This window comes from Anoxybacillus sp. P3H1B (genome assembly GCF_001560855.1).
GTDB lineage: Bacteria > Bacillota > Bacilli > Bacillales > Anoxybacillaceae > Anoxybacteroides > Anoxybacteroides rupiense.
In genome coordinates this window covers 1-24,724 of the sequence record NZ_LPUG01000023.1, presented here as the reverse complement: position 1 = coordinate 24,724, position 24,724 = coordinate 1, and the positions used below count along the sequence as shown (strand labels likewise).

The window sequence follows — 24,724 nt, the reverse complement described above, 5'->3', positions numbered from 1 at the left end:
CGAACGAGAATCGAACAAGGGATGTTCTGAGCGGACGAACGAGATCCATTGACGTTTGTCAATAATCTAGAAGGAGGCTAATGCTAGCCCCCTTTACCTTTAACCCGCTTTCGTTGTTTCTTTGTTCCCTTGCTGCAGCTGATACATATGATAATATATTCCATTTTTTGTAATTAATTCTTCGTGCGTTCCGCGTTCAACAATCATCCCGCGATCTAGCACGAGAATTTGATCCGCATTTTTAATGGTTGACAAACGGTGAGCAATAATAAATGTTGTCCGTCCTTGTTTTAAAACTTCCAGCGCTTTTTGAATCGTCGCCTCCGTTTCTGTATCGATGTTGGCTGTCGCTTCGTCCAGCACTAGAATAGCCGGATCAAACGCCAACGCCCGTGCAAACGAAATCAGCTGTCTCTGTCCCGATGACAAGGTGCTGCCTCTTTCCACGACTGGTTCATCAAATCCATTTGGCAAATTTTCCAACAGTTGATCGGCTCCAATCTCCCGAAGGGCCTGTTCTATTTTCTGTCGGGAAATAGCGGGATCATTTAAACCGACATTTGAAGCAATCGTTCCTGTAAATAAAAACGCATCCTGCAACACGATCGCCATATGTTTTCGAAGCAGCTGTTTCGGGATCGTTTTTATATCCTTCCCATCAATGAAAATCTGTCCCTTTTCGATGTCATAAAAACGGAACAGCAAATTCATGATCGAGCTTTTTCCTGACCCAGTGTGGCCGACAAGTGCAATGGTTTCGCCCGGCTTAGCAGAAAAAGAAATGTCTTTTAGCACATATTCCCCTTCTTTATATCCAAAAAACACATGTTCAAATACGACATTTCCCTGATAGCGAGGCATCTCTCCATCATATACCTCTTCCCCTTCTTCATCAAGAAGCGTAAAAATACGATGAGCTGCTACTCTTGACTGCTCTAGGTTGGCCAATTGGTTGACCATTTCTGTAATGGGCTGGAATAAGCGATTCAAATAATCAACAAACGCATAGAGAAGGCCGAGTGAAATCGCTTGGTGATTGAATGAGTCGCGACCAAAATGCCAAATTAATGCGACAAAGGCAAGATTGCGCAGCACCCCTACTAAATTGTGGGAGGTGAGCGAATTTAAGTTTAGAAGCTTGTTTTGATACACAAAATATTCGCGATTGAGCGTTTCAAATTCCCGTTCAGTTTCTTTTTGTCTGCGAAACGCTTGAATAATCGGCATACCTTGAATAGACTCATTGACCATTGCATTAATGTCACTTAGCCGCGAACGAATAATATGGTTATAGCGAGACGCATATTGGCGGTAAATTTTCATCCAGACGGCTAAAATCGGAATAAGAATGAGGCATAGAAGCGCTAAGCGCACATCTAACAGAAACAAGGCAATAAAAATCCCTGTCATGTAAATAGTGCTTGTAAAAAAAGTAGCCAGCACCGTCACATACAATTCACGAATGGCTTCGGTATCATTCGTGATGCGGGCGACAACTTTTCCGACAGGCAGGCGGTCGAAATAGCGAATTGGCAGGCGTTGGATATGAGCGAACAAATCCTTGCGCATCGTTTGAATAATGCGATTAGCCGCCATTTGCAGACAGTAGCGCTGTCCATACTGAAACACTGTTGCCGCCAATAACAAAGAAAAATAAAGTGCCAAAAGATAAATAATCGACCGAATTTCCGGCTGATAAAAACGGAACAGCTCGCTGTTCGACAGTTTTTCAATCGGATATACGGCTTTTTGCTCACCATGTTGAATCATTAACATCCCATTTTGAATCGACCGTTTGCCATCAAATGTGATCGCGCGGTCTACAAAATAATAATCGCGGCCAATTTGTAGCAAACGCACTTCTTTGCCCTTTGCTTCTCCTTGAGCGAAATCGTCGCTTCGTTTATACCATTTTCCATTATAAAAAACGGCTTGATCGTCATTTTTATCAGCCTCATACCATGGAGATTCAATTCCTAAAATGTGTTGATCAATAATTTTTTTAGCGATCAACGGACCCGTTAATTCGGCGGCCACTGAAATCGCCAGCATGAACAAGGCCGCCACAATGATTTTTTTGTACCGAAGCGCATAGGCGATTAGCCGTTTACCTGTATTCATAAAAACACCCCGCTGTTTTCTTGATTCTTTGCTGCTTGCTGACGAATAAATTGTTCTTTATACCAGCCATTTTGTTCTAATAGCTGCTCATGTGTGCCTTCCTCGATGATTCTTCCATTCTCCAAAACAAGAATCCAATCCGCGTGCTGAATGGCTGATAAGCGATGGGTTACAATGATATTTGTTTTGCCGGTGCGCTCGCGCCGAATATTTTCAATAATAGCTGCTTCTGTTTTGGCATCGACGGCTGAAAGTGCATCATCCAAAATTAAAATCTCCGGGTTGAGTAACAGCGCCCGAGCGATGGAAATCCGCTGCTTTTGCCCTCCAGATAGCGCGATTCCCTTCTCTCCTACTAATGTATCAAGCCCCTGCGGCAGCAGCTGAATATCATTATGGAGTGCAGCCAATTCAATCACACGCTGCAATTCTTCACTGTCCGCATCCTTTCGGCCAAATAAAATATTTTCTTTTACTGTTTTCGAAAATAAAATATGGTCTTGCGGAACATATCCGATCCAACTTTGAATGACTTCCATTGGAATACGTTCAATCGGCACACCGGAAATCGTTATGCTTCCTGCTCCTAATGGATATTGCCGCAGCAGCTGTTTCATAAGCGTCGTTTTTCCGCTTCCTGTTCGCCCGACGATTCCAAGCGTTTGTCCTCGTTGGAGCGAAAAAGATATATGTTGTAAATGCGGAATGGTGGCTGACGGATAACGGAACGTTACCTGTTGAAATTCAATTGTTTCTGGCTTTTCGAGTAAAACCGGCTGCGGGTGGTTTTGAACATCTGGAAGATAGGCAAGCGTTTCATTGACGCGATCAAGCGAAGCATTGCCTCGCTGCATAATGTTAATGAGTTCGCCAATGGCAAACATCGGCCAAATCAGCATTCCTAGATATACATTAAAGGAAACTAATTCTCCTAACGTCAGTTCTTTATGAAAGACTAAATACGATCCATATCCGATGCCGATTAAATAGCTCAGGCCGACCAGCACTTTAATGGTAGGATCAAATAATGAATCAATACGGGCGACCTCCATATTTTTTTGATATACCTCTTCGGTTAGTCGCTTAAACCGTGCCTCATCTTCTTTTTCCTGTACATAAGCACGAATGACACGAACACCGGAAATGGATTCGAGTACATAGTCGTTCATATCTCCAAAAGCATCTTGAGCTTTTGTAAAGCGTTCGTGGATTTTTTTCCCATATACGTTCATCGCCACTGCCATCACTGGAAGCGGCAACAAAGCCGCCAAAGTCAGCTTCCAACTAATGAGAACCCCCATTGTCAATAAAATAACAAGCATAAATACACTTGAATCCACGAGAGTTAAAATGCCGAATCCGGCTGTCATTGATATCGCTCTTAGATCATTTGTCGCTCTTGCCATTAAGTCTCCTGTACGGTTTTTCTCGTAAAAGGTCGGTGTCATGGAAAGCAAGTGCTTCATAAATCGGGAACGCAAGCTTCTTTCAAGTAAAAACGCACCGCCAAACAGCTGATACATCCATATATAGTTGATGCTGTAAATCACGCCTGCTAACCCTAACAATAAAGCTAGGTACTTGAACAGCTGGCTTTTATCTAAACCGTTCACATACATATCATCAATCGCGATTCCGATGATCCTGGGCGGAATCATTTCTAACATTCCGCCCACTACTAAAAGCACAATCGCAATCGTGTATCGTTTCCAATGCTGTTTAAAAAACGCTTGAAGTTTCCATAATACTGAAAACACTCCAAATCATCCCCTTTCACTGTTGGTTTACATCTAACCGCTGTTGATCTCTCCCGCTTGTAATGCCAGCATCATCCATTTCATTTCCATTTTGTATTCCTCCTTTAAATCACTTAGTTGATGATCAAACAAATATTAAAATCGCAGATATATACCGCATTTACGATCCATCATTTCTTCTTCAATCTTCTTGACTAATTGCTCATGTTCAATCTCTTCGATTGTCCACTTTCTTCGTTGGATCGTAATGGTTACAAACAACAGATGAACCGTCATTCTTTCCCACCTCCTTTCATAAAAAAGCCGCATGGAAAAAGAGTCCCCAGCGGCTTCAAAAAAGCAAAAAAGCCGCGGGAATAGCGCCATCCCACGGCTTTATATCTACATAAAAAGCCGCAGGAAAAAACGATCTCCTTCCCTGCGGCATTCCTTCTTAAGTTAAAAAATGATAGCCATAACAGAATCGGAAGGTTGAATCGTTCGCACATATTCATTTTTATATGCCACAGCTTTCATCATGTTAGTCATTGTGTTCATCCTCCTTCCGAAATCATGTTACAAAGTAAATTATATCCAAGAATTACTAAGTTGTAAACCTTTTTCTGCAAATCATTCGTAAGAAAAATAAGCTCTACGTTTTCTATATGATGATTACGCCCTAGCTATTGCTCATTCGGCAGTTTTGACATTTCCGCCAGTTTTTCCTCGATTCGATTTAATTGCGCTTTGCGTTTTTTGACGGAATAAACAAACAAAGCCACTCCTGCGATAAGCAAAGCCGGCATCATGATAACGAACAATTGAAAAATGATATCACCAATACGCATGATTCCCATCCTTTTTTCATTTTTTATCATTATACCTTCATTTGGATGGATAAATAAAGGTAGTCCTCCCTTCATTCTACTCTAAACTAGTTGAAAACGAAGGATGACGCTATCGATCACGCTAGTTACATCACTTTCCCTTCTCTGGATACTAGCACGCTCTTTTTTTCTTTCTTACTATAAATATTAAACAAAATGCCACCAAATACGAATAACGCTCCAATTATATGGGTCCATGTCAAGCGTTCATGGAACACGATTGTTCCCATCACAGCTGCCGATATAGGCATCACGTTAATAAAAATGGAGGCGGTTGACGCGCCTACCTTTTGGATACCGTTATACCACCAAACAAAGCTAATAGCAGAAACAATGACCGCAACATATAACACACTAATCCATACTTCCCAATTGCTCGCTTTTATCGCGGTGAAAGAGGTATAGTACAAAGCGAAAGGAAATAAGAAAAGCGTTCCGAATCCCGTTGCATACGTCGTTGCCGCTAAAGGGCTATATTTTTTCATCACAACCTTCCCGATCACAGAATATATGCTCCAACTGAGACAGGCGCCTACTAAAACAAAATCAATCGGAGAGAGCCCAAGCTTTACAATAACGGATAGCTGCCCGTTTGTGATAATATATAAAGCCCCGATGAGCGCCATAACCATACCTAATATGCTTTTAGCATTGATTTTTTCCTTTAAAAATAGGCCCGAAAAGAGCGTAATCAACGGAGCATTCACCGCAATAACGAGAGAGCTTTTGACAATCGGCGCGTATTTAGTCGCAATAAAAAAACAAACGTTATATAGAAAAATACCTGTAAGGCCAAGCAGTGCAAACATTCCCCAGTCTTTTTTGGTAGGAACCTTTGCTTGCCGTTCCTTCCAACGCATGAGCGGAAAAAGAATCAGGCTGGCCCCAAAAAAGCGGAAAAAAGCGACTGAAACAGGATGCAGGCTGACCGTCGCTATTTTTCCCGCAATGAAAGCACCTCCCCAAATAGCGGCTGTCAGGAAAAGCAAAATATATGTTTTTATATGATTCATTTGCACAAAAAATCCTCCCCATAATCGATAAGATTTCTGATATAATCAATTCTACAAATATTTGGTCATAGGTGTTATTGATAATAATTGATGCTATTCATCAAGATTTTTGATAGGAGTTTGATTGCAGTGAATATCAATTATTTGCAAACGTTTCGCGAAGCCGCAAAGTGGAACAGTTTTACCAAAGCTGGGGAAGTGCTAGGTTATGCTCAGTCAAGCGTCACCACACAAATCAAAAAACTGGAAGAAGAATTTGGCGTCCTTTTGTTTGAACGCTGGAGCGGCAGAATCAAATTGACACCCGCTGGAAAGGAATTGCTAGAATATGCTAATAGAATGATCCATCTGCTTGATGAAGCAAGACAAAGCCTTTCTGAGCAAGCAGAACTGGCTGGAAGCTTATCGATCGGCACTATTGAATCCATTGCAGGCTTTTATCTTCCTCCCTATTTGCAAGCATTTAAAAATAAGTATCCGCGAGTGAATTTACTCCTCCAGCAAGGAGTATGCCAATATTTAGTTAAAGGTATAAAAGAAGGAAAATACGATTTAGCTATTATTCTTGATCAAAAACAAGAAGATCCAGATTTACATTTTATTGTCATCAAAGAAGAACCATTAGTGCTAGTCGCAAAGCCTGATCATCCTTTCGTCCAACGGGACAATATCTATATGAGAGATTTGGAAAATGAAAAGCTCATTGTGACAGAGCAAGGCTGCAGCTACCGTGAAATGATTGAAAATTTATATCGTCGCCATGCAGTACGGCTTGAATTAACCATTGAATTAGGGAGTATTGAAGCAATTAAACGATGTGTGGCTTATGGGCTTGGAATCGCGTTTTTACCGCTCATGGCGGTAAAGGAAGAAATCGCAAACGGAAAATTAATGCTCCTTCCCCTTTCCGACATAAAGCCTAAACTTTATTTGCAGTTGGTGTATCACCAAAAGAAGTGGCTATCGCAATCAATGAAACAATTAATCCATCTTCTTTTAGAAGAAAAAATGCCGTGAGATTGATTGGTTCTTTTTTGTGAATTCAATTAGGTATTGGCCAATGCCAGACTAGCGACTTCCTTTAGCCAAAGAAATTTCTTTATTATACTTAGCAGGAGTCAGAACTTCTCCCTTTTCGATATCTTATTCAGAAAGTATGCTCGGTACAAGCTTATTCTGTTACAGTCCAGACTGGATCTTTAACACATTCACCGAGAAGTCGCTCACCGCTAAGCGAAGTGGAGGTGGGGAGGTTCATTCACTCACAGAAAAAGTCCCTGCTATTTTGGCAGGGACTACTTTTACTATTTCTGTAACATATTTTGTGCTAATCGATGCAGCATCAAAAAAACTTGTGCTCGTGTCACGGGTTCCTCTCGTCGATCCTGTGTCACCACTCCGTGTTGCTTCAAAAATTCAAACGCTGCATCGACCGCTTTGTCATACGCTGTTTTTTCAGGTGCTGGCATCTTTGATTCCTCTTGTTTCTGTTGGGTTGCTTTCCTTTTCAAGCCAAATGCTTTCACAATCCCTTCGACATGGCCATGTGCCACTTGCAAAAGAAACGGCTCTGATTTCAATTTTGCCGCATCGTTCGCATTGTCAATGAACAGGTTTTCTGTGAGCAATGCCGGCATCTTCGTTTCTCGCAGTACCGCGTAGTTGGCTCGCTTTTTACCGCGATCCTGCACTCCGGCGATCGCTTTCATGATTTCGCTGTGGATCGTGTTCTGGTACGCAATGGTCGATGGGCTCACATCGCCATTGTAAATGTAGGACTCAAATCCTGTTCCACTGCCGGCATTGATGTGAACGGATAAGAAAAAATCGGCATCCGCCCTGTTCGCGATGGCCGCACGCTCCGACAACTCCACGAAACGGTCATCCGTCCGCGTGTAGATGATGCTGACCCCTTCGTATTCGGCGAGCAACCCCCCGATCTTTTTGACAATATTTAAAGTCAGATTTTTTTCCTGTAGACCGTTCCCTACAGCTCCGCTATCCGTTCCACCATGCCCTGCATCAAGTACGATTTTCACCATTATTGATCATCCCCTTTCTTGAGAGTATATGGATCGACACCATTGATGTAACACCGTACCTTGTATACTCGATTTTTTGCATGAATACACCTGCATCAAAAATTTCCGCTTCAAAAGTAACATATGCAACATCCAGGACAAGGGCAACGGCGGATATGCATTTATTCGATAATTTGGGTGCTTGCGGAATACAGATCCCCCCATATCACCTAAAATATAATTCCTGTCGATAGAATCGGTCGTGATGCTCATCATTTTATAGTATTATAAATTTAGGTTAAATTAGAAATCATTTTCAGTGTGTATGAGGAGGAGCCATATGAAAACGGAAAAAGAGAAAATGTTAAGCGGTGAATTATATATGGCGGCTGATCCCGAACTAACAGCGGAGCGGGAGCGCGCCCGTCGATTGACCAGATTGTTTAATCAAACATTGGAAACCGAGCATCAAAAGCGGACTTCCTTATTGAAAGAACTTTTTGGTTCAACAGGAAAAAATCTCTTCATTGAGCCTCCTTTTCGTTGTGATTATGGGTATAACATTCATGTCGGTGAAAATTTTTTCGCCAATTTTGATTGTGTTTTTTTGGATGTATGTGAGATAAAAATTGGCGATAACTGCCTAATCGCTCCAGGTGTCCATATTTATACTGCTACCCATCCGTTAGACCCTTTGGAAAGAAACTCCGGTGCGGAATATGGAAAGCCCGTCAGCATTGGCCATAATGTGTGGATCGGCGGCAGAGCAGTCATTAATCCTGGCGTAACAATAGGAAACAATGTTGTCATCGCTTCTGGAGCCGTCGTCACAAAGGATATGCCGGACAATGTTGTAGTAGGAGGAAATCCGGCTCGAATCATCAAAATAATCAGTCACTAAAAAAAATAAAACAGCCTAATTGATATTTATTGAATGAGACGGCTCCATAGGGGATCGTTATATCGATCCCCTATGGACGTGCGTCCGTGACAAATGACTACCGATCAATGTGTTTTTTCGCTTAAAAGGCAAGCTTGATCTTTGGTATCATGCTAGTTTTGAGTATCTGCTTCATGATGGTTCACCCTTCAAAGTTGTATTTTTTGCCATCACTCACCGCAGCTCTGCCATATACGCCCGCAATTGTGAAACGGTATCCCCAATAGAATGGTGAATGACAAGATCGAAAAGATGGTCCATTCTCGTTGCTGTTTTATTAATTATAGCCTTATATGTACGAGGAGATTCGGAAGTGACATAAAACGGAATGTGATTGACAGGCGTTACTTCAAGACTTGTGCCCATCGCCAGCAAGACGTCGCTTTCTGCTGCTGCGGCAAATGCTTCATCGATTCTTGGTACGATTCCGCCAAATAGAACTACATCAGGCTTTAGAATTTCACCACATCCCTTTTGTTGGCAAACAGGAACGTCTTGTGAATTTATAAACGATAAATCGTACTTTTGGCTACAGATAGGACATGTGGCCGTTTGCAAGGTTCCGTGCAATTCGATCACATTCGTGCTTCCTGCTTTTGTGTGGAGTCCATCGATGTTCTGCGTTAAAATCGTCACTTTTTTTCCAGCAGCTTCTAACGCTTGAAGAAAGATATGCCCTTTATTAGGCAAGAACGTGCCCATCATTTTTAATGAAAACATTCGTTTAAAGCGACGCCAAAAATCAACAGGATGGGAAGCGAAATAGTGCTCCGACAAGTAATATTCGACATTGTCTTCTTGCGCATAAATCCCATTTTGGCCGCGAAAATCTGGAATGCCTGACTCCGTGCTCATTCCTGCTCCTGTCAAAACCGCGATCGTTTTCGCGCGTGCTAGTTGTTCAGCTAATTCTTTATATTCCTCCATTGATTTCTCCCCTTTCAACAAAATAGCCCCTCAAAAATCGAGGAGCTTGGATATCTTCATTCTACGCTCTTTCTCGCACGCCCGCAACCCATCATGAGCGGTCAACAAACTTAACGCAAAACCATAATGGCGTTTTCCACCGTTTATGTTAGAATATAAATTGCTGCGTTTTCTTTCAGCTGCATGATATGTTGTAAAAGGAGAAGGAGAGAAATGAATGTACGAACAATGGCCATTAACGGTATTTTAGCTGCCGTGTATATTATCGTTACAATGCTGATTCAGCCATTTGGCTTTACAAATGTGCAATTTCGCGTATCAGAAATCTTAAATCACTTCATTGTGTTTCATAAGAAATATTTCTTTGGAATTATATTAGGTGTCTTTTTGGCGAATTTCTTTTTTTCCCCTTTAGGCATGTATGATCTTGTTTTTGGAGTTGGACAATCTGTCATCGCTTTATTAACAACCATTGTGATCACGCGTTACGTCGAAAATCTGTGGGCTCGTATGGCTGTTAATACTCTCATTTTTACGTTGACTATGTTTATCATTGCTTGGGAGCTGAAGCTGGCATTAGACTTACCGTTTCTTTTGACGTGGCTGACAACGGCCGCTGGCGAGCTGATTACGATGGCGATTGGCGCTCCGATTATGTATGGCATTCATCGCCGAGTTCGATTGGATCGATTAATGGAAAAATAAGGCGGCAATCTTGCCGCTATTTTTTATTTTTTCTTATTTATAATTGATTATTTAGAACATAGTTTTATTTGAATTTAGTTGATGTAAAATGATTAGAAAATGAGCGGTCGAAAATACATACTTTTCAAAATTAAACAACTTTATTTCTTTATCATATTATCACTTTACCAAACTAAAAAGATCGGTTATGATGAAAAATGAAATCCTTTACTTTATTGATTCATCTAGACGTTGCACATAAGGAGGCAATACAAATGGCAGCAAAAAAATGGGGCTTATGGGTGTTGACCGCCTTTGTTATCGGAAACATGATCGGCGGCGGTATTTTTATGATCCCAGCGAATCTTGCGCAAGTATCTAGCCCTGTCGGATCCGTATTGGCATGGATCACAACAGGGCTTGGAGTTTGGATGATCGCGCTCGTATTTGGCAATTTAATCACAAGAAAACCGGAGCTAAAAGCTGGACCACAGAGCTATGCGCAGGCCTTGTTTTCTTCCCCGCAAATGGGGAAAGTAGCCGGCTACAGCATGGCTTGGGGATATTGGGCAGCAAACTGGGCAGCAACGGCATCCGTCATTATTTCGTTTGCTGGTTATTTGAGCACTTTTTTTCCAATCATGCAAAGCAAGCAAACTTTATTAACCATCGGTTCCTTTTCCTTGGAAACAGGAAAAGGACTTACATTTATGATTTGCACTGGTGTATTGTGGGGAATTCATTGGATTCTCGTGAGAGATTTTCAAAAGGCTGGAAAAATAAACATCTTCACAACCGGAGCGAAAGTGATTGGTTTCTTCCTTTATATTATCGGTACGCTATGGGTGTTTCATGCAGCAAATGTAGACAGCCTTTCTTTTATAAATGAAAAAGGACAGACGGTTTCTGTGCCGTCCCAACTTAATGGAGCGGCTATTACCATGCTTTGGGCTTTTATCGGCATTGAATCAGCCGTTATGCTCTCAAACCGCGCCCAATCTCCAAAGGATGTTAAGAAAGCGACATTCCTTGGACTGATCATTTCCGTCTTGATTTATATTGGAATTACATTACTAACAATGGGAGTTCTTTCTCAAGAGGAATTAAGAGAATCGCAAAAGCCGCTTGTTGATGCCCTTTATTCCGTTCTTGGAAACAGCGGTGCTTATATGATGGCGATTTTAGCGCTGATTTCCCTTTTCGGATCGACAGTCGGCTGGATTGTAGTAAGTTCAGAAGTTCCATATCAAGCAGCAAAAGAAGCGCTATTCCCTCGCTTTTTTGGGAAAACCAATCAAAACGGAAGCCCTGTGCGTTCGTTGCTCATAACTAATGTAATGACACAAATTTTTCTATTTTCCACTATCTCAGGAACGATGAACGAAGCGTACAATTTTGCGATTGTCGTAGCGACCTTAGCTTATCTCGTTCCATATCTTGTCTCTGCTTTATATCAGTTGAAGCTCATTATAACGGGGGAAACATATCAAAATGAAACAGCACAACGCGTACGTGACGGTTTGATTACATTGGCAGCTCTTTTCTATTCGCTTTGGGTCATTAAAACAGGAACGGCAGACTGGCACACCTTTTTCTTAGGAATCGGTTTATTTGTGGCAGGAATACTTCTATATCCGCTATTGATGAAACCAAAAAACGATCATCAAGAACGGGCAAAATTAAAAGGAGCATAAAAGAGAATCAATATGAATGACCCTCTCCGTGTTGTAGACGAAGTCAACATCGACTTTGTTCTACAACCATTTTAACGTCCTTCATTGGTTGTGATGTTCGGCTTGAAAACGCTTGGCAAACAAGGAACGCAGCCGAGTGAAGACGTTAATCGAACAAGAGACATTCATGAGTGGACGAACGAGGCCCGTGATGCCGGATGAAAGCGTTTGTCAATCGTCTAAGGGGGCTCAATATGAATGGCCCCCCTTTTTGCTTTCGTTCCACTCTTCCCTTAGGATACCCATGCGGATGGAATCATAATAACGGCCATTATACAAACGGCACTTGCGCAGTCGCCCTTCCATTTTCATTCCTAGCTTTTCCGCACATCGGACCATGCGTTCATTTCCAGACCAAGTGGTCAAGCCGACACGCACAAGAGGCAGGGAAGCAAATAAATAATCAATCCAGATTTTTAGCGCTTCTGTCCCATAGCCGCCACCCCAATAATCAGAGTCATAAATAACGATTCCTACTTCAAGCCAAAGCGATTCCCTATGCTCCCAATAGTACGATACAATACCAACGATCTTTTCACGCACTTCAATAACCATTCGTGAAGGGACCTCTTCTTTGCTCGATAGCCATGCTGTCATTCGGTTGATGTATTCTTCCTTCGTTTCAAATGAAAGTGGGAAATACGGCGCATCCCATTTTTTCCACTCGGGGTCTGCTTCACCGTAAATATAGTGCCAAAGAATGGGCAGGTCGTCTGGAAAAACGGAACGAATAACTACTTTATTTCCAGCTAGATAAACCGGATCTTTTCGCACACCGGACATTCCTTTCCTCCTCTTCATCCTATCGCTTCGTTTCTAGCAATGCATATGATTGGTCAAGATTTTCTCAATCCACTTTGATTTTTCCTATTGAAAACCCTGTGAATAATCTCCCTCCATACGGCTCTAAGACACGATCAACTAATTCAATAACCGCTTCTTTTTGTCCAGTTCGGTAAAACGCATCGAATGCATTGACAAACGCAGTAGCAAACGCTTCATCATATTGACGCAGCGTGCGGATCATCCATTTTGACGCACTGATCCAATGACCGTTCACGCGCAAAACAAATTCATAAATTAGCTCAGCGAGAGTATTAGCAATGCACAACTCCTCTCCACGTTCATCGGCTCCAATAAAATCATCCAGCGCATCAGTGATAAAATAGCGCTTTTGTTTGATTATTTCTTCAGACCACGGTTCTGGGCCATTTTGCAGTAGCTTTTGTGCTTCTTCTCTAATGACTGAAATACGGCCTCTATCGATTAGGACCACTCCTTCCGTCACCATCTTCAGTAAGCTGGGCTTCGCGCTTTTTCGATCACTTTCAAAATAATGCTGATAAGACATAAAATTGTAAGCAAATACTTCAATCGGCCATCCAAAAGCGGTGACGGATTCGCGAAAAGCAGCCGGAAGCTTCTCATCAAAGATCACAATATCCAGATCAGACGTATTAGTCGCCTCTCCTCGAACAACACTACCGCTCAAGAGCGCTCCTTGACAATCGGGAAAATATCGATGCACAAATTGCATCGCCGCTTCAAACGGAGGCAAACGTCCTTCATGTTTCATGTAGTCGAATTTCCTCCTTTCCCTATCGATTCAAATAAAATTCAGCGCCATTTTATCCAATTCTTTACGGACGTCAAGATTTCCTTCTTCTATTGCTGAAAAGACAACTCTACTTTCTATCGGCAGAACATTAACCTTGTCATAAAACATTCTTCATTTTTGCAACAAACTAGCTAATGGATATAGATGATAGAGTTCATGGCGTTTAGAACTTTATCCAGACGGTAGATCATGTTGCTCCATACAAAACAAACACGGCTATTGCTTTTATCCCCCATCCTTCTTGATGAAAAATCATAAACCTCCTCCGCTTACACTTAAGAGGTGGGAGATTCTCGGCGGACGACGTAAAAAGATGAAAGAAAGGGGCGCCTATCAGCCGGAAAATCGACTGATTAGACACCCCATCCATCGTGGTTCTTATGATTCTAATAAAAGCTGCTCTGGATCTTCAAGAAGTTCTTTCACTTTTACTAGGAAACCGACGGCTTCTTTTCCGTCGATAATGCGGTGATCATATGAGAGTGCAACATACATCATCGGACGATTTTCCATGCGCTCTTCATCAATCGCTACAGGACGAAGTTGGATTTTGTGCATTCCTAAAATACCAACTTGCGGACCATTTAAAATTGGCGTCGACATTAACGAACCGAACACACCGCCATTTGTGATGGTAAACGTACCGCCTTGTAAGTCTTTAAGACTTAATTTGTTTTCACGCGCTTTTGTCGCTAAATGTAAAATTTCACGTTCAATCTCCGCAAAATTTTTCTTATCGGCATCACGCACCACAGGCACGACTAACCCTTCTTCGGTAGATACCGCTACCCCGATATCATAATACTTTTTCACAATGATATCATCGCCTTGAATTTCCGCATTGAGCAGCGGATATTTTTTCAATGCGGCCACAACCGCTTTCGTGAAAAATGACATAAAGCCAAGACGCACATCGTGTTCCTGATAAAAAGCATCTTTCCGACGCTTGCGCAAATTCATGACAGCCGTCATGTCAATTTCGTTAAAAGTTGTCAGCATAGCTGCTGTATGCTGAACTTCGACAAGCCGCTTTGCAATCGTTTGGCGACGGCGAGACATTCTTATTCGCTCGACTGGTTTCTCTGGATCCATTGCCGCACTAGGCTGCGACGGCTTGACAGCTTCAACGGCTGGCGCTGGCTGAATCGTTGGAACCGGCTGGCTTGCGTAAGCTTCTACATCTTGCTTACGTATACGGCCAAGCGGATCAACTGGCGTTACTTGAGTCAAATCGATTCCTTTTTCACGAGCCAGTTTTCTTGCCGCCGGTGAAGCAATTGGACGCTGAACAGATTTTGCTTCTCCTTCCTCAACGGAAGCAGGGGCCGATTGGGCGGCTGCCGGTTGAACAGGCTCTGCCGCTTCTGGCTGCGGCGCCGGTTCCACTGCTTGTGGCGCAGCGGCCTCTGCTCCTTCTGATACAATCGCAATCGTATCTCCTACTCTTACCGTGTCCCCTTCGTTAAACAACAATTGCGTGATGACTCCCGATTCCTCAGACATTAATTCTACGTTCACTTTATCTGTTTCTAATTCGGCAAGCGGTTCTCCTTTTTGAACGAAATCGCCTGGTTTTTTTAACCATTGAAAAATCGTTCCTTCTGTTATTGATTCTGCTAATTCTGGTACTTTGATTTCTGCCACCGTGATTATCTCCTTTCGCCCTTCTCACTTTATATTTTTAATTTAAATATGATGAACGTATGAACGCACAAAAGCTTGATTGATGATTCTTGCTTGTTCCTTCTTATGAACGACCGGATCCCCTTCTGCTGTGCTTGAACGACGTCTCCGGCCAATATAAGAAACATGTACACCACTTGGAGCTAATGTAAGCAATCTTGGTTCAACAAAATTCCAAGCGCCCATATTTTTTGGCTCTTCCTGTACCCATACTAGTTCTTTTAAATTCGGGAACTGCTGAATGTAAGAAGCAATTTCCTTCATTGGGAACGGATATAATTCTTCCACTCTTAAAATATGGAACCATTCCCGATCTGCAACTTCCGCCAATTTTTCTTCTAAATCGATTGCGATTTTACCTGAGCATAAAATTAATCGTTCCACTTTCTCTGGATTTTGTCCTAATCCCGGTTGTGGCAACAGTGGCTGGAAGCTTCCTTCGCTCAAATCTGCCGCTCCGGATACGACCAATGGATGACGCAACAAGCTTTTTGGCGACATAATTACAAGTGGACGCACTTCTTCTTTTTGTAAAACAAGTGCTTGTCGCCGCAAAATATGAAAGTATTGCGATGATTTCGTCATATTGGCAACTGTCCAGTTATTTTCTGCTGCCAATGTAAGGAAACGCTCTAACCGAGCACTTGAATGCTCAGGCCCTTGTCCTTCATACCCGTGCGGAAGAAGCATGACAAGCCCCGATTTTTGTCCCCATTTCGCTCTTCCAGACGAGATAAACTGATCGATAATGACTTGTGCTGAGTTGGAGAAGTCTCCAAATTGAGCCTCCCATATCACTAACGTTTCTGGGGCAATAACGTTATAGCCGTATTCAAAGCCAAGCACGCTCGTCTCAGATAGCGGGCTGTTATGCACCGCAAAAGAGGCCTTGCTTTCAGACAATTGATGCAATGGCGAGAATCTCTCTCCTGTTTTTTCATCATGTAAAATTAAATGGCGTTGGGCAAACGTTCCTCTTTCTGAATCTTGTCCTGATAGTCGAATCGGAATGCCTTCCTGAAGAATGGTTGCAAACGCAAGCGCCTCCGCATGAGCCCAATCGATTTTGTTCTCTTGAAAAGCATGAATGCGACGTTGCAAAATCCGTTCAAGCTTATTAAATACACGAAAACCCTTTGGCCATTGTACAAGCTCGCGATTCACTTGCTCCAAAACCTCAGCTGGTACGCTTGTATGAATTTTTGGAATGCCTTTTTCCGCTACTTCCGGCGGATTCATTTCATAATCCAGCTCTTCTTTCACATTGGCCACTTTTTGATAAGCGGATTGCAGTTTTGTTTCTACTTCTTTTCTAAAACGATTTACTTCTTCTGCCGAACAGATAATTCCAAGCTGTTCCAGACGATCTGCATAAAGCTTGCGAGCCGTCGGGTGCTTGCGAATGATTTGATACATTAATGGATTGGTCGCAGCTGGTTCATCCATCTCGTTATGACCGTGACGGCGATAGCCGATTAAATCAATCAAGAAATCTTTTTTGAATTTTTGCCGATAAATGACGGCTAAATGGGCAGCGGCCAGCACGGCTTCCGGATCATCCGCATTCACATGAACAATCGGAATTTCAAAGCCTTTTGCCAAATCGCTCGCGTATTTGGTAGAGCGAGAATCTTCGCTTTCTGTCGTAAATCCAATCATATTATTAGCGATGATATGAATCGTTCCACCCGTCTTATAGCCTCTTAATCGGCTTAAATTTAACGTTTCTGCGACGACCCCCTGACCTGGGAATGCGGCATCGCCATGAATTAAAATAGCAAGCGCTTTATTTTCATCCTGTTCAGGAAAACCAGGCTTGTTTCGAGTCTCTTGTGCAGCTCTCGTATAACCGGCCACCACTGGATTGACAAACTCTAAATGGCTTGGGTTATTGGCTAAAGTGATAACGGCACGAACCGTATTTTCTTTTTTAATTTTTCGATCAAGCCCTAAATGGTATTTCACATCTCCTGTCCATCCATATGTAATTCCGATCGATCCTTCAGATGGGATCAATTCTTTATTTGGCGCATGCTGGAATTCAGCAAAAATCATCTCATACGGCTTTCCTAACACATGTGCCAAAACATTTAAACGACCGCGGTGGGCCATTCCAATATTAATCGATTGGATGCCTTTTTGTACAGACTCAGAAATGATTTCATCGAGCAACGGAACAAGCGTATCAACCCCTTCAATGGAGAAACGCTTTTGTCCTACAAATGTCCGATGCAAAAATTGCTCAAAAATTTCCACTTCTGTCAAACGCTTAAGAACTTCGACTCTTTTTTCGTTGGAAACGACCGGACGATACTCCCCTGATTCTACCATCCGCAAAAGCCAGTTCTTCTCTTCCTCATCCTGAACATGGCCAAATTCAAACGTAAGTTTAGATGTGTAAACTTCTTTTAAATATTCAATGGCTTCAAACGCATTTTTTATATGAGTAGGCAAATATGGACTTATAATGGAAGCTGGGATTGATAAAAGATCCTTTTTCGTCAACCCAAACTTTTGCAGATCTATTTGTGCCTTTGAACGTTGCTCTTCCGTTTCTAACGGATTGATTTTTCCATCCAAATGGCCGAAAACGCGAATATGCTCCGCCAGCTTAACAGCCTGGACGCATTTTTCCAATGCACTTGGCGAAACATAAAAGTCAACCGTTATGCTTTTTTGGTTGTCATAACGACCTGCGTCCGCCAACTCAGGCGGTCCCCAACGGTCGAACAGGCTCCTTAGCTCTTCGTCAACCAAGTTAGGATCCTGCACATACTGCTCATACATCTCCATGACGTATCCGAGATTTGGACCGTGAAATTTTTCCCATGGACTTCTGCTACTGTCACTAAGCGTGTTCATTTTTAGATAACCCTCCAGCACTGATTACGAATTCTTCCATCAACAAGCGAGACACAAAACCATTTCTTGAATTCAAATATCTACACACTTGAAATGGAAGATAAACCGATTTCATTTCCATTTTACTACGATTTAGACGAAAATCCAAATAACTTGATTTTTATTACTTTTCTAACTTTTCGTCCGTACTCATTATATAAAAAAAACATAAAAAGAGCCATGCTTATTTCTTCTTTAGAAACAAAATTTACAAACAAAATGTAATGTAAAGAAGAAAATCGCAATGGCTCCAATTGAGATAGCTGGGCTAGCTGGATTCGAACCAGCGCATCACGGAGTCAAAGTCCGTTGCCTTACCGCTTGGCTATAGCCCATTGATATAAAGGAGAACAAATTTTTATGATTATGCTATGTAATGATATGCTGGAGTGCCACTGGCATATCCAACGTGCTCAATTGTAGTATAACCAAGTTAGAATAACCGTATACAATAAAACGGGGAAGTAACAAATTGACTCCTATCGTTTTTGCTAAACTACCTATGAGTGCGCCACTATACAGATTCAGATTGACAAGTCCCTATCAATGAAAAAGCAGCAACATTTCGAGTCATCAGAAGAAATAGGGAACAAATGCTAGAAATCCATTGTCATTTATAGCGATCAATTGATGCACGAATTTTGTCTCTAAAATGAGCAGATCATGACCGATTTGGACGTCATATGGATAATGAAAAAGCAAATCACTCAACTTCCTCTTCCTTCCGTTTATGAATGTTTGCCACTCCTATTCGTTCATGATATATACAGTAAAGACGTCCGCTTGCTAAGCAGATCAATAGACATATTCTTATAGCCGCTTAATAATAGTAAATACCAGCTTTTAAGGGAGGAAACTATTCGATGCGTTTAAAATTAAGTGTGTTAGATCAATCACCCATTTCACAAGGAATGACAGCAGAAGAGGCTCTTTCGAATACAGCAAAGCTTGCTGAGTTTGTTGAAAAACTGGGTTATGTTCGTTTTTGGGTCTCAGAACATCACGATACACAAAGTTTGGCCGGCTCCTCTCCAGAAGTTTTAATTGCTCACATCGCAGCAAGAACCAATCGCATTCGCGTCGGCTCCGGCGGCGTGATGTTGCCGCATTACAGCGCCTATAAGGTAGCGGAAAATTTTAAGGTATTAGCAGGTCTTTATCCAGACCGCATCGATTTAGGTCTAGGAAGAGCCCCAGGAGGCATGCCTCTGGCTACCATGGCTTTGCATGATGGAAGACCAAGAAATGTCGATCGCTACCCTGAGCAAATTGATGACTTACTCGGCTACTTGCATGATGATCTTGATAGCGCTCACCCCTTTTATGGGTTAAAGGCTACTCCTCATATTCAAGAATCTCCAAGCGTCTGGCTGCTAGGATCCAGTTCTGCAAGTGCCATCTTAGCCGCCCAAAAAGGATTACCGTTTGTCTTTGCACGGTTCATTAATGGAGAAGGAGGAGAGTACTATACCCAGCTTTATCATGAGCGGTTTATTCCCTCCCGCCATTTATCACAGCCATTAAGCATGGTCGCTACTTTTGTGATTTGTGGCGAAACAGAACAAGAAGCGGAACGGATCGCGTCTAGCTTAGACCTTTCTCTTTTAATGATTGAACAAGGCATGAAAGCAACAGGCACTCCAAGCCCAGAAACGGCTGCCGCCTATTCTTATAGCCCGTTCGAAATCAAACGCATAAAAGAAAACCGTAAGCGAATGATTGTTGGAACGCCAAGTCAAGTGAAGCAGCAATTAATCGATTTAAGCAAAGCATATAAGACTGATGAAATTATGCTTGTTACCATTACTTATGATTTTCAAAACAAGCTTCGATCGTTTGAGCTTATCGCCAAAGAAATGATGTCATAGCTTATGCCCGCTATTTTCTAGATGATTCATTCCCCTCGCCTTTGTTCCTGTTAACGGCGAGGGGTTTCTATTCATCATGACGGTTTGTTTGGGCGCAATCATTCACTAAGGGCATTCTCTCATACTTCTCATCATACTATATAAAATATAACGTTAACGTTATATTTTAATATCTATCCATCTTAATTTATCTATAATATTTATGTATAAATTTGACGTTAACGTTAAATTTATATATAATGGCTAATTGACAGGAGGTCTATGTTCAAATGGAGGAATTATTAAAAATTGACGAAGTGGCCAAATTAAGCGGGCTTAGCAAACGAACGATTCGCTATTACGAAGAAATCGGGCTGCTGCCCCCTCCTCCCCGCAGTCAAGGAGGTACGAGACTTTATACACAGGATCATGTCGAGTTTTTGAAAAAGATCACGATAGCGAAAGAAGTGCTCGGATTTTCATTGCAGGAGTTGCACCACTTCCTTTCTCTCAGAGACACACTAGAAAATCAGCGAGCGGATTACAAAAAAGTAACCGAGCCGCGAGAGCGAAAAGAAAAATTAATAGAAATTATCCATCTTCTTGACGACCAGCTCCAAATGATCGAGGAGAAAATTCATAAAATCATGTCTGTTCAAACGGAATTAGTTACGCTTCGCGAACGGGCGCGAGCAGCGATCGTAAAGATTGATGAAGAATTATCAAAATAGTCATTTCATAAAGGGGGATCCAGTATGAAATCCGCATCTACGCCAATCGAAACAGAGGTTCAATCCCGAAGCGGCAGACTGCTCGACCAGCCAAAGGCCGTATGGGCTGTCGCCTTTGCCTGTGTCATCTCATTTATGGGATTAGGTCTTGTCGACCCGATTCTACCAGCCATTGCCAGTAAGTTGCATGCTTCTCCCAGCCAGGTTTCATTATTGTTTTCCAGCTATACATTGATTACCGGACTGGCTATGCTGATTACTGGGTTCGTTTCAAGCCGCTTAGGAACAAAATGGACATTGCTATCAGGAACTCTCTTGATTGTCATTTTTGCTGTTTGCGGCGGGCTGTCAAGTACGATTGAACAGCTTGTCGGATTCCGAGCAGGATGGGGACTTGGAAATGCCCTATTTATCGCAACGGCTTTATCAGCGATTGTTGGCTTATCTAGCGGCGGACCAGCTAAAGCCATTATTTTATATGAAGCAGCCCTTGGCCTCGGCATTTCGGTCGGACCGCTATTAGGCGGCGAATTAGGTTCGATCTCATGGAGAGGTCCTTTTTTAGGCGTTGGTGTTTTAATGGCATTGGCATTTCTGTCCATTCTCATCTTATTGCCAAAGTTGCCGAAGCCTAAAACACGCACCTCTCTAGCCGATCCCTTTAAAGCGCTGCGATATCGTTCGTTATTCACATTAGGAATTGCCGCACTCTGCTATAATTTTGGTTTTTTCACTTTAATGGCTTATACACCATTTGTTATGAATTTAAATGAGCATGGTCTCGGCTTCGTCTTCTTTGGCTGGGGACTGCTGCTCGCCATTACTTCTGTCTTCGTTGCCCCAAAGCTCCAAAACCGCTTTGGCACTGTGGGCTCTATGAGTGCGATGCTACTATGTTTCGCGCTGACGCTTTTGGTTATGGGGATTTGGACATCCTCGCAAATGACCGTAATCAGCGCTGTGGTTATCGCAGGTGCGTTTTTAGGTGTCAATAACACGCTGATGACAACGGCCGTTATGCTGGCGGCTCCAGTGGAACGATCTACTGCTTCTGCTGCCTACAGCTTTATTCGCTTTGTCTTTGGCGCAATCGGTCCATGGCTTGCTAGCAAGCTAGCGGAATGGTATAATCCGCACGTTCCTTTTTATGTTGGAGCATTGGCGGTCGCTTGTGGGGTCGCCGCTATTTTGTCAGGGCGCAGACATCTTCAGCATATCGACACAGCATCAGCTGCCCATTAAATCTAACTCCGCTTCCCCATCGCGAAGCGGGGTTTTACATTTTCATAACGAAGTGAAAAAGGAACATCGCTTATGCAAAGAGAATAAAAATAACCAAGGAGGCGAGCCTATGAACGTTGCTCAAGAATATTTGCGAGTAGTTAAGGACCGATTTATGGATATGAAAAAAACAGCTGAGAAAGCGATGGAACAGCTGTCTGACGATCAGCTTTTCCACACCTTTCAATGAAGAAACCAATAGTGTAGCTGTCATTGTCAAGCATATGAGCGGAAACATGATTTCCCGCTGGACGAATTTTTTTCATTCTGACGGTGAAAAACCTAATAGAAACCGGGACGACGAATTTATAAATGAGTTCACAACCAGAGATGAGGTTTTAATATGTTGGGAAAAAGGATGGCATACTTTTTTGACTACATTAAACACCATTAGCGAAAGCGATCTGCTGCGCACGGTTACGATTCGCCATGAACCGCATTCAGTGATAGAAGCCATTGAACGGCAAATGTATCATTATTCGTACCATATCGGCCAGATTGTTTATATCGCTAAGCAATTAACATCTACAGAATGGAAAACATTAACGATTCCAAGAAAAAAAGGCTAGCACCAAAATGTCTCAATGAACAAAAAAATCATTGGAATGTGAACAGACGATGATCCCTTTTCCTGACGATCGGTCGACTCTATCTATTAAGTAAGCCATTCCAACTTGTATATGTAAACATATGTAAAACGAGAAAAATACAGGATATAAGACAGATAGTAAAGGAGGAAAATCCGCTGAGGGAAAAATTATTTTTGCTGCTTGCTAATTTGTTTTGGGCGGGCAATTATGTCGTCGGAAAACAGGTGATTAAAGAAACGGGACCTTTATGGCTGACATTTATTCGCTGGGGCATTGCCTTGATCTTCCTTCTTCCGCTTACTTATCTGTTGGAGCGTCCACGTTACACCGAGGTGTTGAAACGCTGGTGGCTACCGCTGCTTGTCAACGGCATTCTCGGAATTATTGGCTATAACTTGCTCTTATATGGGGCGCTTAAATACACGTCTCCAATGAATGCGGCCATTGTCAATGCCCTTAATCCAGCCATTATCGTGATGTTCTCCTATTTTTTATTGAAGGAACGAATCACCCTAATGAACATATTTGGTTTTGCTGTTTCACTGATCGGTGTCCTCTTTATTTTAACAAAAGGACATTTACTGTTCATTTTTCAAGCAAACTACAACCTTGGTGATTTAATGATGCTGTTAGCTGGCGTGGTTTGGGCGCTTTATTCGATTATGGGAAGAAAATTAGCTGTACCGCCGATTACAGCCACAGCTTTCTCAGTGTTTTTTAGCATTGTTACGCTTCTTCCTTTTATGTTCTTTCATCCTTTTTCATTACACGAACTAAGCAAGGGCGGCAGCATCGGGATTCTTTATATTAGTCTATTTCCATCCGTCTTGTCATTTTTGTTTTGGAATGTATCGATGAAAAAAGTAGGACCAAGCTATGCTGGCATCTACTTAAATTTTATTGCCGTTTTTACCGCACTGATCACTTTTTTATTAGGCGATTCACTTTCCATACCACAGCTTGTCGGCGGCGGGCTTGTGCTAACAGGCGTATATTTAGCAACCGCTATTCCTAAGACAAAAGCTTCTCGTTCAACAGACGCAACCGTCTCATCTGGACATTAACAAAAGGAAAGTTCTCACGCCGCCCGGCATCAAGCTCTGTTTCGCAATCACCATGCAAAGCAGACGAATTGGATGTTACGATATGGGTTTCCCATAACAATCCCCCTTTAAGATAAGGGGGATTCAGACTTCTGACAAACGCTTTTATGCGGGGATGCTGAATATGTATAATTGTAGACAAAGCCTGTCTTTTGGCTTTGTCTACAATCTAGAATCCTGCTTTTTCTATTGAAGTAAACGGATAAATTCGCGCATAAAAATTGGTAAGTCTGGCCAAGCATGAGCAGAAACAAGGTTTTGATCAACATGAATCGTACGGTCGGATACATAGGTTGCCCCTAATGCCTCCATCCCTGGCTTGCAGGCAATATAAGCTGTCAAACTGCGACCTTTGACCACATCTGGCATCGTTTCAAAAATAAGCGAAGCGTGACAAATAGCAGCAATGGGCTTGTTTGCTTCAAAAAAGTGGCGAACAATTCGCTGAAGATCCGCATCAAGCCGAATATATTCAGGAGCACGTCCGCCTGGAATCACTAATCCATCATAATCGTTTGGGTCAATATCAGCAAAGGCAGCTTGCGCTTCGATCAAATATCCTTGCTTTTCCACATACGTATCCCAATTAGCAAAATCGTGGACAACGGTGTGCAATTTCTTTTTCTTAGGAGCCGCAATCGTTACTTGATATCCTTCTTCCAGCAACCGGTAGTAAGGATAGTATATTTCTAGGGCCTCCACCGCATCACCTGCGACAATTAATACGTTTTTGCTCATGATCCTTCCTCCTTACCATTTTTTTCTTTACATCTCTATCATAATCACTAGCGTTGCATTAATTTAATTCGAAAATTCCGAATTGAAAAAAGTCCATAAAAAATCCTTTATAATGGATGGTACAGGTGGTCCCTGTCCAAATCCAATATAAAGGATGAAGCCTATGGACA

The 24,724-nt window shown here is 42.3% G+C and carries 20 protein-coding genes, 1 tRNA gene and 1 pseudogene; 9 read left to right on the top strand and 13 right to left on the bottom strand.

Annotated elements, in window-relative coordinates:
- Window positions 1-99: 99 nt before the first annotated feature.
- The 5 genes from AT864_RS13755 to AT864_RS13740 all read right to left on the bottom strand — a co-directional run bounded on the left by AT864_RS13755 (window position 100) and on the right by AT864_RS13740 (window position 5,757).
- Window positions 100-2,121 carry an ABC transporter ATP-binding protein gene (locus AT864_RS13755; protein ID WP_066149804.1) on the bottom strand — a complete coding sequence of 674 codons (2,022 nt, stop codon included), beginning with the start codon at window positions 2,119-2,121 and terminating at the stop codon, window positions 100-102.
- The gene (locus tag AT864_RS13750; protein WP_066149803.1) at window positions 2,118-3,878 is read right to left on the bottom strand and encodes an ABC transporter ATP-binding protein; all 1,761 of its coding nucleotides are present in this window, start codon (window positions 3,876-3,878) and stop codon (window positions 2,118-2,120) included. The genes AT864_RS13755 and AT864_RS13750 overlap by 4 nt, the downstream gene beginning before the upstream one ends.
- Before the next feature lie 135 nt (window positions 3,879-4,013).
- Entirely contained in the window at window positions 4,014-4,154 is a 141-nt protein-coding gene (locus tag AT864_RS17710) for a YrzI family small protein (protein WP_082741705.1), read from the bottom strand.
- 386 nt (window positions 4,155-4,540) lie between these two features.
- Entirely contained in the window at window positions 4,541-4,705 is a 165-nt protein-coding gene (locus AT864_RS18200) for a hypothetical protein (protein ID WP_197431025.1), read from the bottom strand.
- Between the two features lie 125 nt (window positions 4,706-4,830).
- Window positions 4,831-5,757, bottom strand: coding sequence for a DMT family transporter (locus tag AT864_RS13740; RefSeq protein ID WP_369815571.1), 927 nt, complete (start codon window positions 5,755-5,757; stop codon window positions 4,831-4,833).
- Window positions 5,758-5,886: 129 nt separating this feature from the next.
- Here AT864_RS13740 and AT864_RS13735 point away from each other — a divergent pair, with 129 nt between their 5' ends.
- The gene (locus tag AT864_RS13735) at window positions 5,887-6,774 is read left to right on the top strand and encodes a LysR family transcriptional regulator (protein ID WP_369815564.1); all 888 of its coding nucleotides are present in this window, start codon (window positions 5,887-5,889) and stop codon (window positions 6,772-6,774) included.
- Window positions 6,775-7,061: 287 nt separating this feature from the next.
- On the opposite strand, the gene AT864_RS13730 is transcribed toward AT864_RS13735, so the two are convergent.
- The gene (locus AT864_RS13730) at window positions 7,062-7,799 is read right to left on the bottom strand and encodes an N-acetylmuramoyl-L-alanine amidase (RefSeq protein WP_082741704.1); all 738 of its coding nucleotides are present in this window, start codon (window positions 7,797-7,799) and stop codon (window positions 7,062-7,064) included.
- Window positions 7,800-8,118: 319 nt separating this feature from the next.
- Here AT864_RS13730 and maa point away from each other — a divergent pair, with 319 nt between their 5' ends.
- A complete protein-coding gene (gene maa / locus AT864_RS13725; RefSeq protein ID WP_066149794.1) occupies window positions 8,119-8,679 on the top strand; it encodes a maltose O-acetyltransferase in 561 nt (186 codons plus the stop codon).
- A gap of 213 nt (window positions 8,680-8,892) precedes the next feature.
- Here the strand turns inward: maa and AT864_RS13720 are convergent, their stop codons facing one another.
- A complete protein-coding gene (locus tag AT864_RS13720) occupies window positions 8,893-9,645 on the bottom strand; it encodes an NAD-dependent protein deacylase (protein WP_066149790.1) in 753 nt (250 codons plus the stop codon).
- Between the two features lie 213 nt (window positions 9,646-9,858).
- Between AT864_RS13720 and AT864_RS13715 the strand changes: the two genes are divergently transcribed.
- A complete protein-coding gene (locus tag AT864_RS13715; RefSeq protein ID WP_066149787.1) occupies window positions 9,859-10,350 on the top strand; it encodes a QueT transporter family protein in 492 nt (163 codons plus the stop codon).
- Window positions 10,351-10,604: 254 nt separating this feature from the next.
- Entirely contained in the window at window positions 10,605-12,023 is a 1,419-nt protein-coding gene (locus tag AT864_RS13710) for an amino acid permease (protein WP_066149785.1), read from the top strand.
- Between the two features lie 228 nt (window positions 12,024-12,251).
- On the opposite strand, the gene AT864_RS13705 is transcribed toward AT864_RS13710, so the two are convergent.
- From AT864_RS13705 to AT864_RS13685, 5 genes are all read right to left on the bottom strand, one after another.
- Window positions 12,252-12,845: a GNAT family N-acetyltransferase gene (locus AT864_RS13705; RefSeq protein ID WP_066149783.1), complete on the bottom strand. Its 594-nt coding sequence runs from the start codon at window positions 12,843-12,845 to the stop codon at window positions 12,252-12,254.
- A 64-nt stretch (window positions 12,846-12,909) separates the two neighbouring features.
- Entirely contained in the window at window positions 12,910-13,638 is a 729-nt protein-coding gene (locus AT864_RS13700; RefSeq protein WP_066149781.1) for a nucleotidyltransferase domain-containing protein, read from the bottom strand.
- Window positions 13,639-14,058: 420 nt separating this feature from the next.
- Window positions 14,059-15,324 carry a 2-oxoglutarate dehydrogenase complex dihydrolipoyllysine-residue succinyltransferase gene (gene odhB / locus AT864_RS13695; protein WP_066149777.1) on the bottom strand — a complete coding sequence of 422 codons (1,266 nt, stop codon included), beginning with the start codon at window positions 15,322-15,324 and terminating at the stop codon, window positions 14,059-14,061.
- 42 nt (window positions 15,325-15,366) lie between these two features.
- The gene (locus tag AT864_RS13690) at window positions 15,367-18,225 is read right to left on the bottom strand and encodes a 2-oxoglutarate dehydrogenase E1 component (protein WP_066149774.1); all 2,859 of its coding nucleotides are present in this window, start codon (window positions 18,223-18,225) and stop codon (window positions 15,367-15,369) included.
- A 302-nt stretch (window positions 18,226-18,527) separates the two neighbouring features.
- A tRNA-Gln gene (locus AT864_RS13685) sits at window positions 18,528-18,599 on the bottom strand.
- Window positions 18,600-19,127: 528 nt separating this feature from the next.
- Between AT864_RS13685 and AT864_RS13680 the strand changes: the two genes are divergently transcribed.
- From AT864_RS13680 to AT864_RS13660, 5 genes and pseudogenes are all read left to right on the top strand, one after another.
- Window positions 19,128-20,132, top strand: coding sequence for an LLM class flavin-dependent oxidoreductase (locus tag AT864_RS13680; RefSeq protein ID WP_066149769.1), 1,005 nt, complete (start codon window positions 19,128-19,130; stop codon window positions 20,130-20,132).
- Window positions 20,133-20,401: 269 nt separating this feature from the next.
- Entirely contained in the window at window positions 20,402-20,842 is a 441-nt protein-coding gene (locus AT864_RS13675) for a MerR family transcriptional regulator (RefSeq protein WP_066149766.1), read from the top strand.
- Window positions 20,843-20,866: 24 nt separating this feature from the next.
- The gene (locus AT864_RS13670) at window positions 20,867-22,084 is read left to right on the top strand and encodes an MFS transporter (protein ID WP_066149763.1); all 1,218 of its coding nucleotides are present in this window, start codon (window positions 20,867-20,869) and stop codon (window positions 22,082-22,084) included.
- Between the two features lie 109 nt (window positions 22,085-22,193).
- A pseudogene (locus tag AT864_RS13665) lies at window positions 22,194-22,692 on the top strand (DinB family protein).
- 176 nt (window positions 22,693-22,868) lie between these two features.
- Entirely contained in the window at window positions 22,869-23,777 is a 909-nt protein-coding gene (locus AT864_RS13660) for a DMT family transporter (RefSeq protein WP_066149760.1), read from the top strand.
- A gap of 225 nt (window positions 23,778-24,002) precedes the next feature.
- On the opposite strand, the gene AT864_RS13655 is transcribed toward AT864_RS13660, so the two are convergent.
- Window positions 24,003-24,554, bottom strand: coding sequence for a DJ-1/PfpI family protein (locus tag AT864_RS13655; protein WP_066149757.1), 552 nt, complete (start codon window positions 24,552-24,554; stop codon window positions 24,003-24,005).
- Window positions 24,555-24,724: the final 170 nt, after the last annotated feature.